The organism is Mycolicibacterium hodleri (assembly GCF_025822245.1).
GTDB lineage: Bacteria > Actinomycetota > Actinomycetes > Mycobacteriales > Mycobacteriaceae > Mycobacterium > Mycobacterium hodleri.
This window is the reverse complement of sequence record NZ_JACKTL010000008.1, coordinates 205564-218509: the sequence shown is the minus strand read 5'-3', so window position 1 is coordinate 218509 and position 12946 is coordinate 205564. Positions and strand designations below refer to the sequence as shown.

14 protein-coding genes are annotated in these 12946 nt (G+C 66.0%); 8 read left to right on the top strand and 6 right to left on the bottom strand.

Annotated features, from left to right (window positions below; all coding sequences use genetic code 11):
• The first annotated feature begins 115 nt into the window (after window positions 1–115).
• Window positions 116–1024: a LysR family transcriptional regulator gene (locus H7J06_RS02170; RefSeq protein ID WP_264036558.1), complete on the top strand. Its 909-nt coding sequence runs from the start codon at window positions 116–118 to the stop codon at window positions 1022–1024.
• Between the two features lie 16 nt (window positions 1025–1040).
• Here H7J06_RS02170 and H7J06_RS02165 read toward each other — a convergent pair whose 3' ends face one another.
• A complete protein-coding gene (locus H7J06_RS02165) occupies window positions 1041–1616 on the bottom strand; it encodes a TetR/AcrR family transcriptional regulator (protein WP_264036557.1) in 576 nt (191 codons plus the stop codon).
• Window positions 1617–1703: 87 nt separating this feature from the next.
• On the opposite strand from H7J06_RS02165, the gene H7J06_RS02160 reads away from it, so the two are divergent.
• The 5 genes from H7J06_RS02160 (at window position 1704) to mraY (ending at window position 5852) form a co-directional block, all read left to right on the top strand.
• Window positions 1704–2603: an SDR family oxidoreductase gene (locus H7J06_RS02160; protein WP_264036556.1), complete on the top strand. Its 900-nt coding sequence runs from the start codon at window positions 1704–1706 to the stop codon at window positions 2601–2603.
• An 88-nt stretch (window positions 2604–2691) separates the two neighbouring features.
• Window positions 2692–3213 carry an aldo/keto reductase gene (locus H7J06_RS02155; RefSeq protein WP_264036555.1) on the top strand — a complete coding sequence of 174 codons (522 nt, stop codon included), beginning with the start codon at window positions 2692–2694 and terminating at the stop codon, window positions 3211–3213.
• 257 nt (window positions 3214–3470) lie between these two features.
• On the top strand, window positions 3471–3821 hold the full coding sequence (locus H7J06_RS02150; RefSeq protein ID WP_264036553.1) for a type II toxin-antitoxin system HicB family antitoxin: 351 nt from the start codon (window positions 3471–3473) through the stop codon (window positions 3819–3821).
• A 181-nt stretch (window positions 3822–4002) separates the two neighbouring features.
• Window positions 4003–4641: a DUF3887 domain-containing protein gene (locus tag H7J06_RS32295; RefSeq protein WP_264036551.1), complete on the top strand. Its 639-nt coding sequence runs from the start codon at window positions 4003–4005 to the stop codon at window positions 4639–4641.
• Window positions 4642–4772: 131 nt separating this feature from the next.
• Window positions 4773–5852 (top strand): phospho-N-acetylmuramoyl-pentapeptide-transferase, encoded by a 1080-nt coding sequence (gene mraY / locus H7J06_RS02140; RefSeq protein ID WP_264036549.1) that lies wholly within the window; start codon window positions 4773–4775, stop codon window positions 5850–5852.
• A gap of 50 nt (window positions 5853–5902) precedes the next feature.
• On the opposite strand, the gene H7J06_RS02135 is transcribed toward mraY, so the two are convergent.
• The 4 genes from H7J06_RS02135 to H7J06_RS02120 form a co-directional block, all read right to left on the bottom strand.
• Entirely contained in the window at window positions 5903–6922 is a 1020-nt protein-coding gene (locus H7J06_RS02135) for a serine hydrolase domain-containing protein (RefSeq protein ID WP_264036548.1), read from the bottom strand.
• Between the two features lie 76 nt (window positions 6923–6998).
• Complete coding sequence (locus tag H7J06_RS02130; RefSeq protein ID WP_264036546.1) at window positions 6999–7385, bottom strand: hypothetical protein; 387 nt, start codon at window positions 7383–7385, stop codon at window positions 6999–7001.
• A gap of 50 nt (window positions 7386–7435) precedes the next feature.
• Window positions 7436–7978 (bottom strand): hypothetical protein, encoded by a 543-nt coding sequence (locus H7J06_RS02125; RefSeq protein ID WP_264036545.1) that lies wholly within the window; start codon window positions 7976–7978, stop codon window positions 7436–7438.
• Between the two features lie 305 nt (window positions 7979–8283).
• Window positions 8284–8808 carry a hypothetical protein gene (locus H7J06_RS02120; protein ID WP_264036542.1) on the bottom strand — a complete coding sequence of 175 codons (525 nt, stop codon included), beginning with the start codon at window positions 8806–8808 and terminating at the stop codon, window positions 8284–8286.
• Here H7J06_RS02120 and H7J06_RS02115 point away from each other — a divergent pair.
• Both H7J06_RS02115 and H7J06_RS02110 read left to right on the top strand, forming a co-directional pair.
• Window positions 8777–11440, top strand: a complete 2664-nt coding sequence (locus H7J06_RS02115; protein ID WP_264036540.1) for a cadherin-like domain-containing protein — start codon at window positions 8777–8779, stop codon at window positions 11438–11440. The genes H7J06_RS02120 and H7J06_RS02115 overlap by 32 nt on opposite strands.
• A gap of 94 nt (window positions 11441–11534) precedes the next feature.
• Window positions 11535–12281, top strand: coding sequence for a hypothetical protein (locus tag H7J06_RS02110; RefSeq protein WP_264036539.1), 747 nt, complete (start codon window positions 11535–11537; stop codon window positions 12279–12281).
• Between the two features lie 67 nt (window positions 12282–12348).
• Here the strand turns inward: H7J06_RS02110 and H7J06_RS02105 are convergent, their stop codons facing one another.
• On the bottom strand, window positions 12349–12861 hold the full coding sequence (locus tag H7J06_RS02105) for a hypothetical protein (protein WP_264036538.1): 513 nt from the start codon (window positions 12859–12861) through the stop codon (window positions 12349–12351).
• Between the last annotated feature and the right edge of the window lie 85 nt (window positions 12862–12946).

Below are 12946 nucleotides of genomic sequence, written 5' to 3'. Positions count from 1 at the left end.
GGGTCCCTTCGGTAGCGCAGCGTCGATGCGGACATTGGACTGTCCCTGGTATGACGCTAGTGACCCCCTGTAGTCGTGAAAAGGACTTTCGAGGCCGGGGGCATATCTTTGAGGCATGGGATCGCTGGAGCTGCGGCATCTTCGCTACTTCATCGCCGTCGCGGAGACGGGCAGCCTCACCGAGGCAGCCGAACGGCGACTGCACACCTCGCAGCCGTCGCTGAGCCGCCAGATCCGCGACTTGGAACACCAGGTGGGCGTCGAGCTGCTGAGCCGCAGCGTGCGCGGCGTCGAGCTGACCGAGGCGGGAAGGGTCTTCTTGAATCACGCGCGCGCCACGCTGATGCAGGTCGACGCCAGCGTGGAAGCGGCACGACGGGCGGCGCAGCCGATGCGGCGGACCTTCACCATCGGGTTCCTGACCGGGCTTGAGATGACGTGGTTGCCACAGGCGATGCGGGCGCTGCAGGACCAACTGCCGAACATCCAGGTCGCGGTCTCCAGTGACTACTCCCCGCACCTGGCCGACGCGCTCACTCGCGGCCGCATGGACGTGGCCTTCATGCGACCGGAACCCGATTACTCCCTCGAATACGTTGTCGTGGAACATGAACCGCTCGTCGTGTTGATGCCCAAGGACCATCGCCTCGCCGCTGATGAGACCGTCTCTCCGCACGAGCTGGTCAGGGAAACCTTCATCGGTGGGTCGAACAAGGCCGGTGTTCTGAAAACGGTCACCGAGGACTATCTGCGGCGCTGCGGCGTCGATGCCACCATGGACCATGGCGTGGACAACATGGCGATGGCCATGTCGCTGGTCGCGTCCACCCGGGGAGTGGCGCTTATGCCCGCCTACGCCCTGGGGCTGCTCCCGCCGTCCGTCGTCAGCCGACCACTGCAAGGACAGCCGCCGACGATTGACGTGGTGATGGGCTACGGCAGAACCAACACCTCGCCGGTGTTGAAGCTGTTTCTGTCTCGGCTGAGCGGACGTGCAGGTGCTGCCCACCGAGGCGAGACGTAAGTCCATGCCGCACTGATCAGCGGTCGAGTTCACCTGCCACGGCGGCCACTTCGCGGACGACGTCCATGACGATGGCTTCGAACGAGCGTCGTTCGCCGTCGGCGATCCAGTGCCCGAAGGCGATGCCGAACGCCATGACGGCGATCTGGGCGGCCACCTCGGCCGTCATGTCGCTGACCCCGCGGTCCCGGAGGGCACCGCCGAGGGCGCGCCCGAGTCCGACGAGCTTGAGTGCCTCCCGTTCCTGGAGGGCGGGATTGGCGTCGATGACTGACTGGCGCAGGCGAGAGTGCGACCGGCGCCCGTCGTCGAAGAAACCCGAGGACGACCGTAACGCGCTGACCGCCAAGTCAATTGGCGATGCGTCGGGGGGTGCGTCCTGCAGCCCGGCCAGGAAGGCGTCGGTCAGGGTCTGCTGGCCGTGGAAGAGCACCTCGCGTTTGTCGGTGAAGTGGCGGAAGAAGGTGCGCTCGGTGAGGCCGACGGCCTGGGCGATCTCGGTGGCGGTCGTTTGTTCGTATCCGCGGGCGGCGAACAGTTCGAGGGCGGCGTCCTGGAGCCGCTCGCGCGTTCCGGGCTCCCACCTGACCATGGGGAGCAGTCTAGGTGATGACAGGAACTGACTTCGCGTGTACGGTCGCTGATGTCAGCAACTGACATCGACTGAAAAGAGTTCATCGTGCACGTCTTCATCACCGGAGCCTCGGGTTGGATCGGCAGCGCCGTCGTCGACGAACTGCTGGCCTCTGGCCACGCCGTCAGCGGGCTGGCTCGCTCCGACGCGTCGGCCGCCGCTCTCGAGCGAAAGGGTGTCGCGGTCCGCCGCGGCGAGCTCGACGATCTGGACGCCATTCGATCCGGGGCCCAGGACGCCGACGCCGTCATCCACCTCGCCAACAAGCACGACTGGGCGGACATGGCGGGAACCAACGCCGCCGAACGAGCCGCGACGCAGGCCATCGGAGACGCACTCGTCGACACCGGCAAGCCGTTCCTGCTGGCGTCGGGACTCGCCGCTCTGACCGACGGGCGGCCGGCCACCGAGGACGACGCGTCCCCGTTTCACGGACCCGAGTCGCCGCGCGGGGGAAGCGAAAACCTGCTGCTCGAGTTCGCCGACCGCGGAGTGCATTCGGTGGCGTTGCGTTTCTCGCCCACCACTCATGGCACCGGCGACCACGGTTTCATCGCCGCCCTGTGTCAGGTCGCCCGCGATCGAGGCGTGTCCGGGTACCCCGGCGAGGGGCTCAACCGCTGGGCGGCAGTACACGTCGCCGACGCCGCGCGCATGGTCGCACTGGGCCTCGAGAAGGCCCCCGCCGGCGCACGTCTGCACGCCGTCGCCGAAGAGGGGATCCCCACCCGGGTGATTGCCGAGGCGATCGGCCGGGCGTTCGACGTGCCCGTCGCGGCCATCCCGGCCGATCGCGTCCAGGAGCACTTCGGCTGGATCGGTGGTTTCTTCAGCAGCGACATGGCCGGCAGTAGCCTTGCGACGCAACGTCTCCTGGGTTGGACGCCCACTGGGCCCACCCTGGTCGAGGACATCGACGGCGGCGCGTATGGGCGGGCATCGTGACCGGTCCGGCACTTTCTGGAGTTCGGGGGGTGCATCACGGCCAGCAGGGTTGGACAATGGTCGGCGAGGACTGCCGGCCTCGCCAGTAGTGAGCGCGTCGCCGCATACCGATCGACCCGGGAGGCCATGGGGGCAGGGCACCAACAAGGTCGAGCCGATCGAGATCGGGCTCGAACTGTCCGAGCCGAGCGCCAACGGGATGCTGCTCGCGGGCCGCTACACCATCCTCGACCACGAGTCCGCCCTGCAGCGGTTGATGTCCCTCGCGATCAGAGAGAACGTCGACGTGATCGTGGGCGGTCCCTACAACTCAGGCGCCCTCGTCGGCGGCGCCCACTTCGAATACGGTCCGATCCCGCCGGAGATAGCCGAGCGAGTCAAGACGATCGAGACCCTCTGCGAGAAGCATGACGTGCCGATAAAGGCAGCCGCGCTGCACTTCTCGCTTGCCCATCCCGCGGTGGCCGCGGTCATTCCCGGCTCGAGCCGGCCCAGTCGTATCACCGAAGACGTTGCCGCGATGAAATTCGCCGTCCCCGATGACTTCTGGCGCGATCTCAGGGACAGCGGGGTGGTGTCGACGGCGGCGCCGTTGCCGATCGACGGGTAGTCGGTCGACGCCGCCAACTGCTGCGAGGCTGCGGTCGAAGAAGTGTTGACCAAGGGATCTGGTTCTGTGAAGCCTTGCAGGGCGCCGGCTCAGGACCCACTCCCGAAGTCTCTATCACCGGCGATATCACTGCGCGGGTGATATCGCCGGTGATAACGACTTCCAGATCGGGTGGGTCCTTGCTCCTGGGGATGAACCGTCGACGACCCGGTAAATCGTCGCCGGTGGTGTCGGACCGCCCCGACACGATCGACGCCATGAAGAACTACACCTACCGAGCACAGTGGTCGATGGAGTCAGGCGACTACGTTGGCATCTGCCTCGAGTTTCCACTAGAGGAAACCCATGCCCCGACCGCTCTGGAGACGATGGCAAAAATCACCGAGAGAGTCGCAGTCATCCTTGCGGAGTACGAGAGGGACGACGCCGATCCTCCCTCGTCGCTCACCGACCGGCACTACAGCGGCAACTTCATCGTGCGCACGTCGTCGATGCTGCACGCGCGGCTGATGGTCGAATCCGCCGAACAGGGCGTCTCCCTCAACCACTGGGTGGTCCAGAAGCTGGCGGACCGGGGACCGGTCGCCACCACCGACCCATTCTTCTGAGCAACGAGACCACCACGGTCGTGAGTGGCACATCTGAAGTTCTCGCTCGCCCGTCCCACGGCGGCACGGTGACGATCGGTGGGCGCAGAACCGACGGTCACTGCGATTGGTGGCCCAGGATAGAGGCTGGGGTGTCAAGTTTTGATTGACTGCAGTCGCTTTGTCAACGTAGCCTTGACGCGTGCCCGAGGCGTTCGCACTAGTTGGTCAGCAGCTTTACCGCCAGCTCAGTCAGATTCTCGCCGACCCGGTTCTGGGTGGCGTGAACGATCCGCTCGAGTTGGTTCGCTCGGCGCTCGAGATCCGAAGCGGGGCTGAGGCGTTGATGGTTGCGGCGGTGGAGCGGGCGCGAGAGGCGGGCCGGACCTGGCAGGAAATCGGCGACGTGATTGGTGTTTCGCGTCAGGCCGCATTCCAGCGATACGGCAAGCCGATCGATCCCCGAAACGGCGAACCCATGAACACCAACCCACTTCCCGATGCGGTCGAGTTGGCCAGGGCGGTCATCGACCATCACCTTCACGGTCGGTGGACCGAGGTCAGCGCGCGGTTCGACGACTCGATGCGTGCAGGGCTGACCGAGGAGGGGCTTGCCGAGGCGTGGGCGTACATCGTGGGCTTGGCCGGCGCCTACGAGCGCCACGGAGACACCGACGTCGTGCGCGCTGGCGACTTCACCGTCACCAACACGCCGTTGGCCTTCGAGGCCGGTGACTTCGTCGCTCGCATCACCTTTCGCGACGATCGGACGATTGCCGGACTGTTCATCCTCAACCCCGATGCCGCTGCCAGCGGCGCCGGTGCATCGACAGGTACGTGAAACAGTAACCACTCAAATTGGCCGCGGTGGGGCGCCCCGGGGGTCCGCCATACTGGTCCGGTGGGGGTGGGGGATTCGGTGTGGTGCAGCTGCCGTCGGCCGAACCGGGTGCCGGAGATCTGCGGCGTTCCATGACCCAGATACTCATCGCCGCCGGCGTGGCCCTGACCGTCGCCTTGTTGCTTACCTCGGTGTTGACCCGGGTGTTCACGCGGTTGGGGTTGGGTCAGGAGATCCGCGACGAGGCCCCGGAGAGCCACCAACGCAAGCGTGGCACGCCGACGATGGGTGGTCTGGCGATCCTCACCGCGATATGGGCAAGCTACCTAGGCACACACCTCGTCTCGCTCGCCTTCGGTGGTGAGGGCCCGTCGGCGTCGGGACTGCTCGTCCTCGGCCTGGCTACCGCTCTGGGCTCGGTGGGTTTCACCGACGACTACGTCAAGGTGCGGCGTGCACGCAACCTCGGCTTGAACAAGCGAGCCAAGAGCGCCGGCCAACTCCTCGCGGCAATCCTCTTCGGCGTGCTCGCGCTGCAGTTCCGCAACGCCGACGGTCTCACCCCGGGCAGCGCCGGACTGTCCTACGTCCGCGACGTTGCCACGTTCGCGATGCCAGCCGTGGTGTTCGTGGTGTTCTGCATCCTCGTGGTGTCCGCGTGGTCGAATGCCGTGAACCTCACCGACGGCCTGGATGGTCTGGCCGCGGGTGCCATGGCGATGGTGAGCGCCGCCTACGTGCTCATCACGTTCTGGCAGTTCCGCAACGCGTGTGCGGTCACGCCCGACCCTGGTTGTTACCAGGTGCGGGACCCTCTCGATCTGGCGCTGGTCGCCGCCGCGACGGCCGGCGCCTGCATCGGATTCCTCTGGTGGAACGCCGCACCCGCGAAGATCATCATGGGAGACACCGGTTCGCTGGCGCTGGGCGGCATCATCGCCGGACTGTCGGTAACCAGTCGCACCGAGATACTGGCCGTCATCCTGGGCGCACTGTTCGTCGCCGAGGTGACCTCGGTTGTCATCCAGGTCATTTCATTTCGCACCACCGGCCGACGGGTCTTTCGCAACTCTCCGCTCCATCACCACTTCGAGCTGATGGGGTGGCCCGAAACCACACTGACCATTCGATTCTGGTTGATCACCGCCATCGCGTGCGGCCTCGGACTCGCGCTCTTCTACGGCGAGTGGCTGACGGCCACCGGCGCCTGAGCCCCCAGGATGACGGGAGAGGGCGCCTTCGCGTAAGTGACTCTCGCCGGTCAATTTGCCTCTACCAGAACACGTACGGCGATCTCGTCAAGGGCTGCAACCGAGTTGGCGAGGATGACTACCGCCACGGCACGACGTCGGTCGAGGGCGATCATGCTCGAAAAGCCACCCGTTGCGCCGTTGTGCCACGAGATGTGCGCGTCGCCGATTCGGTCGGTGAGCCAGGCATAGCCCACCCGGCTCCCGTTGCCGGCATCCCAACGCGGTTCGAGCGCGCCGAGGCCCGGCGCCCTCCCCTCGAGGACGGCTCGTGCGTAAAGAGCCATGTCTTCGGGGGTCGAGCGCACCCCGCCGGCAGGGGCGTATGCGTTCATGGGCCACGCCTGCTCGCTCTTGCCGCGCGCGTTCCACCCCGTCGGTGCATCGGGGGGCAAGTCGTGAGCAGACAGGGGTGCCACCGACGAGGTCATGCCCAGTCGACTGAACAGGTGACGGTTCAGCAGTTCGGGATAGCCGACACCGGCGTGGGCGGCCAGCGCTTGGCCGAGAAGCGCGGTGCCGAGGTTGGAATACGAAAACGAGCCTCCGTCGACGATCGTCGCCGCGTCGGCCTGCGCGAGCAGCGTGCGGACGTCAGCCGTGTACGGGTTGCGGTTCCGCAGAACGGCGAACGAGACCCTCGCGAGGTCCCCACGGCGTCTGGATATACGAGGCAAACCCGACCGGTGGCTCGCCAGTTCTTCCAGTGTCACACCAGCCACGTGGCTGCTGTGGACGTCGAGCAGGCTTCCCAACGTGGTGTCGGCTGATAGCTCGCCAGACTCAACGGCGTGTGAAAAGAGCAGGGAGGTCATGGTCTTCGTGACGGACCCGATTTCGTAGAGCGTGTCAGACCCCGCGCCGAAGTGCGCCCAGGCGGTATCGCGATTCTGAATGTGAACGACGCTGACGCGGTCTGTGAGGCCACCGACGCGCAGTAGCGGTTCGACCCGGGCGATCAGATCGGGGTCGCCGGTGGCCGGCCCGAGTCCAGGCGGTCCTGACGCTCTGGCGCTCGTGTGGTCTCTCACAGTTGCTCCAGGGCCCGTCCGCGGACCGTCGTCATCGTGGGTTCGATCGCGCTCAGACGATCGGTGGGACGTTGGCTCATACTCCGTGGTGAGCTACGCAAAGAGCCTCGGCGGCAGACACATTGGCCGGCTTGTCAGTGCTGCTGACGTAGACGATGGAGTGCACGGTGCGATCTGTGGTCGGACTGTACATGCACCGCTGCGTCAATCCCTCGATCAGCGCGGGTGGACCATCCGGCATCGAATCGCCGGAGGCGCACGGCCCGAAGTCGAAGTCTGCCGAACGAACAAAGAGGTAGTAGGTCGCAGCGCGACCACGATCGTCGACCTGATCGATCCGGCAGACCATCGACGTCGAGCGATGTGCCGTCGTGGTCGGCGCTAGCTTGATGGGCGTCGGCGCGGGGGAGCTGCACGCCGCCGCCAGCAAAGCAACGGCGATGGCAGGCGACGCTTTGCGCATGGTTGACATCGTAGGGCGCGCCGGCGACTCGGGCCGCGGGTCTGAGCTCGCTACGGTGGGCCGGGACCGGAGTAGATGTTGAACCCGAACCGCTTGAGCGGCTGAAGCACTGGTGACTCCTGGAAACCATTGTTTCCGGCCACCGCTGTCTCCGAGACGGTTTCGAACGCAACCAATGAGCCGTCATTGAACGCGAACGCGTACCACTGGTAGCCCGCGTTGTGGAGGTCCACTTGCATCGGCAGCTCACTTGGGAAGCGGGAAATCATCAGATAGTCCACCTCGCCACCGGGCTTGATCAACGATCGGCAGGAGGCGTTGGCCGTTGAGTGAGGCAGTCGCGTGTAGTTGCTTAACGCGTACACCGGCTTTTCGCAGACCGCGTCAATCCAGTCGGCCGGCCAGTGCGAGACCCGGTTGATTTCTGCGAATTCGGCGTCCAACGGAATCGCGTTGCGCACTATCACCGCTGCTTTGGTACGTGGCAGAACTGCCGACGCAAAGGTCGCCTCGGCGACGAACACGGCGACGATCCCGACGATGAACGATACGAGCAGGAATCGACGGGTCCGCGTGCTCGACGTCCTTCCCACGACCACCATGATGACCGTTGAGGAGCATTTTCGGTATCGCTAGTGGCTCGGAGGTGCGATCCTGCCAGCCCACGTGGCGTGATCGACCAGCTAACCCCCAACCGTCGCCCCACGGAATCACGATCAGCGACTAGACCCAATCGCCGTGGTTGCTGCGCGACGACCGATTTGACGCTATCGTCAATGCCCGTTGCCGGTCTTGGCCGTGCGTTCTGATGGGGTGTCGCCGTACTGGGGCTCCTGGTCGTGGGACCGGGGTGCCAGCTCGGCCGGGGTGAGTAGGGGTTGCTGGTGAGCGGTGCCAGTTATGTGGGTCGTGTCGGGGCGTTGGCGGTTGCCTTGGGGATCGGGGCCGCTGTGTCGGGCGGTCCGATTGCCTGGGCGGACGAGGAATCGTCGAGTTCCAGTTCCAGCTCGAGTTCCTCTGGATCGCAGACGCATTCGTCGTCGACCTCGGATGCTGGGGGAGCGACCGCCGGGGGGACGGCTTCACAGCCGGGCACGTCGTCGACGCCCGCTCGTGAGGCTTCCTCGACGTCGTCGACGCCCACTCGCCAGACTCTCTCGACGTCGTCCGGCACCCGTGCGCAGGCCGGTACCGACACCGACACCGACACCGACGGCGATGGTGACCATCGCACCGATGAGCCTGAGCACACCGGTGCCACGGTCGTCACGGCCCCGCCCGAGGAGCAACCGTCGAGTCCCGACGCCACCTCCCCGCCGGAGGTGACCACGCCGGCGCCGACTACTACGCCGGCGCCGACCACCACGGCGCCGTCGGCCGAGCCGGGTTCGGTGACCAACCCCGCGCACGAGGTGACGAGCACGGGTGGCGATCATCATCAGCCCGACGCCGACGCGCGGCCCCACGCGGTGAACGTCACGTCCGATCAGCCGGCCCCCGCGACCCAGGTGAAGGCGACGCCCACCACGAAGGTCGCCGACACGGTCACCGGATCCGACGTACCGACGCTCCGGCCGGCGGTGAGCGCGACGGTGAGCGCCGCGGCGGCGACGGCGACGGCGGCGCTGGAGGTGACACCGGCGGCTGTTCCGGCCGCCGTGCCGTCGTTGCCTGACATGGTGATCGCAGTCGCCCGACGCATCGTCGACGCGCTGCTGGCGCCGTTGGCGAATCCACTTCCCGTCGGCTTCGACTCCTCGCCGTTCCTGCTGGCGGTCGAGTGGTTCCGCCGGACCGCGGTGGGTGCGTTCTACAACCGGGCGCCGGGAGCAGCGCCACTACAGATCGGCGAAGACGCCAACGGGAAGGTCATCGGCACCATCGGCGCGACCGATCCCGACGGGGACCCGTTGACCTATACGGTCAGCCAAGGTCCCACGCGGGGCACCGTCGCGGTACGGGCCGACGGCACCTACACCTACACCCCCAACAGTGCACTGGCCGTCGACGGCGGCACCGACACCTTCACCGTCAACGTCAGTGACGGCGGATGGCGGCTGTTCAGTCAGACCGCGATCACACCGGTGTCGGTGACCGTTCAGGTCGGCGCCGGCGACACCCTGGGCGTCAACGGCACACCGTTCGCGGTTGCCATGAGCCCGGACGGAAAGCACGCTTACATCACCGATTCCACCAACGACCGGGTCTCGGTGCTCGACGTCGCCACGCGCGCCGTGGTCGGGTCGATCGCTGTCGGTGGTGCCCCCTCGGGTATCGCCGTCGCCGCCGACGGCCGCGCCTACGTCGTGAATTCCGCCGACGGCACCGTCACGGTGTTCGACACCGCCACCAACACCATCGTGCGCCCGTACGTGTACGTGGGTAGCGACCCGACCGGGATCGCGGTCAACGCCGCGGGAACCCGGGTGGTGGTGGCCAACGGTTATGAGGATTCGGTGTCGGTGATCGATACCGGCACGTGGAACGTCACCCGGGTGGTGGTCGGCGACGGCCCCTATGGTGTGGCGATCAGCGGCAACCGCGCGCTGATCACCAACGAGTTCGACGACACCGTGACCGTGCTGGATCTCAGCACCAACACCGTCGCCGCGACGATCGCCGTCGGTGACGCGCCCACGGGCATCGCCGCGGTGGGCAACCGCGCGGTGGTCACCAACGCGGGCACGACGACGACACCGGGGGACGGGACGGTGTCGATCATCGACCTGGACACCCTGACGGTGGTGGGATCGCCCATCGCGGCGGGGGATTCACCGACGTCGGTGGTGATCGACGCGACGGGAACCTACGCCTACATCGCCGACGAGGAGCGGTCGGTGGTCTCGGTTCTCGACATCGCCGCTGCGACGATGACCGACCAGACCCGTGCCGTGGCGGCCGGTCCCACCGGACTCGCGCTCGGTGCGGACGGAGAGCTCTTCGTGGCCGGCTACATGTCGGGCACCGTCGACCCCCTCGACGTGGGCGGGGTGGTCACCCCGGTCGTCACAAATGCGTCCCTCGCCGCGGCGATCACCACCAACCCCGTTGCGGCCGCGGCAACTCCGCCTGCGCCGACGCAGGAATGGTCGACGTCCACCAAGGGTTTCGACATCTACAACGACACGTTCGACGGTTGGGTTCTCACCTACGAAGGGAACGGTCGGCCCAATGGCGGTGGTCCCGCTGCCGGAACAGTCCTCGCCCCCGGAGCCCATCTGCACCTCGAGATTCCGGCCGATTCGTTCAGCTCTGCTACACGTGTCACCGTCATCTTGACCAAGCCCGCCGGCGAGTCGTGGAAGTTGACAATGACTGCTTTTGGCGTGGGCTCTCCGTCGGACTACAACCCTTTGACCGCGTTTATCAGAAGCGCCCAATTCACGCTGTTCCACTACGACGCGCAAGGAAACCGGATCCCAGGCGGTACCGGGGGCGGAATCGGCTCGTGGTCCCAGAACGCCCCCGAGAGCAGTTATTTCGGCTCAGCGGTGGACCCCATACGGATCAGCGACAGCCTTCCCACGACGAGAACATTGTCCGTCAATGATCCAGAAGCGTCGAACCTTCTCAGCGCCTGCGCGAAAGGCTCCTCGGCGAAGTGCACGTTCCAGCCGAACGGCGCTCCTACGGTGACGTGGACGGAATGGCAACAAGCAATGACAAAGCAGGGAGGCGTCGTCTACGAGTACAACGACCATTCCTACGATGTTGGGCCACGATTCGAAATTGGTTACACCGCCGTCGCGGGAGTAGTCAACGACGTGGGCGTCAAAACCGGCCTAGCCCTCGAGAAGCCCATCTTCGAGACGCTCACCGACGCGTCCGGAAAGGTCATTCCCAACGTCAGGACTTTCCTCCCGCCGTCACTTCTGTACAAGTTGCCGCCACATTCGTCCGTACGCCTGCAAGTCCGCGCGCCTCTACTTCGCTACACCGGCGACATCACGATCACAGTCGGCAACTCGACGGCCACCATCACCGGGGTCGTCTACGACGTCCCCGACACCCAACGCGACGTTGAACTCTCAGGCGGCGTGAAACCGGGGCCCTAAAAAGCATCAGATGGGATTGCCTGACGAGGGCCACAGCGGGGCTCGGGGGTCGCTTTCGCTTGCCGCTATTGCGTTGCTGCTCGGGGTGGCCTTCGTGGTCGCTCCAGTCGGCTTGGCAGGCGGAGGTTACGGCGGCGGTTTCTTCGGGAGTGCCGCGTTGTCGAGCTCGGTCGCGGACAACTTCGTCGCGTTGTGGCACTCGGGTGATCGGGCGATGCCGGCGGGGATGAACGACCTCGTCCAGTACTGGAGGCGATATCACGTCGCGAAGGCCGTGCTGGCGGGCCTGCTGGTGGTGGTGCTGGCAGCGTGGGCGACTCGGCTGTGGAAGTCGTCCACAGACAGCGCCATCGCGACCCGACGCCAACGGGTGGCGGGGGCGGCAGGAGCAACCGTCACCGCGGCAGGCTTCGGGGCAGCTCTGTTGCTGATGGCCAACGTCCAGGGCGCGGTCGCACCGTTGTCGTCAGTCCTGACCCTGCTCCCACCGGCGGTCGACGACCCGGCCGTCGGGCAGGCCCGAGCGCAGGTGTCGCAGCAACTACGTGCGCATGGCACGCCTCGCCCCGTACTTGCCCACATGATCAACGATTTCGGCAATTACCATGCCGTCTTGGCGGCGTCAGCTGTCGTGCTGGCCTGCGCCACGGTAGCCGTCGGCGACGTCGTCGGGCGATCGTTCGTGACGACTGCTCGCTCCGATCGTGCTGCCCGCCGCAAGAAGGCCCTGGCGAGTACGGTTTTCGCGATGGTCGGGATCGGTGTGCTCGTCCTGGCGGCGGCCAACGTCGGCAACGCCGCCGACCCTGCCCGCGCTCTGCTGCTGTTCTACGCCGGGTAGCCATCGAGCCAACTGGCTTCGACGGCCTTGTGGTTCGGGTGCGAGCAGCAGGCGAGTACTCCGAGCGCTACAGCTGACCGCGTCGAATCGTCAGGTGCGTCGGCCAAGCCAGCACGAGGTCGTCGCCCACGGGGACTCCGTTCCATTGCGCAAGGACCTCGCTGAGTCGCTTGTTGATAGCCTCCCTCAACGCCGCTGACACCACCGCTGTGTCGACTTGGGCTGAGATTGCGCCGTCCCGCGCAAGGCCGGCCAGCTCCTCAGATCTCCCGACATCTGATCTCCCAGCACCGCCCAGTCGACGAGATCGTTTGAGCTGAACGGCCTTTCCGCGCTTACCGCCCGAAGCGCGGAAGAAGCCCCCGACATCGCCACCCGCAGCACACTGGCCAAAGATTCCGAGCGTCAACTCGGCCTGCTCCTCGACGATGAAATGTACGAGGTCGTGTGGCACGTGAGTGTCACCAGGCGCAAGCCTCATCGCGACGTCGCCGCCGACGTCTCGGGGTCCGTCGCGGATCAGTCCGATTGCGTACTGTCGGTCGCTGAGCCTCCTGAAAATCACCTCCATGAACGGCATCGCATCATGGCTGGCAGCGAGTGGCAACTGAATTTTGTGAGTCGAGGCCTGAAGTCGTTGGCTTGCTCGCACTTCCGTGTGGCTG

Bases quoted from the DNA above. Each gene is read 5' to 3' on its own strand.
- H7J06_RS02170 (WP_264036558.1), top strand. From the start codon at position 116: ATGGGATCGCTGGAGCTGCGGCATCTTCGCTACTTCATCGCCGTCGCG.
- H7J06_RS02165 (WP_264036557.1), bottom strand. From the start codon at position 1,616: ATGGTCAGGTGGGAGCCCGGAACGCGCGAGCGGCTCCAGGACGCCGCC.
- H7J06_RS02150 (WP_264036553.1), top strand. From the start codon at position 3,471: ATGAAGAACTACACCTACCGAGCACAGTGGTCGATGGAGTCAGGCGAC.
- mraY (WP_264036549.1), top strand. From the start codon at position 4,773: ATGACCCAGATACTCATCGCCGCCGGCGTGGCCCTGACCGTCGCCTTG.
- H7J06_RS02130 (WP_264036546.1), bottom strand. From the start codon at position 7,385: ATGCGCAAAGCGTCGCCTGCCATCGCCGTTGCTTTGCTGGCGGCGGCG.
- H7J06_RS02105 (WP_264036538.1), bottom strand. From the start codon at position 12,861: ATGCCGTTCATGGAGGTGATTTTCAGGAGGCTCAGCGACCGACAGTAC.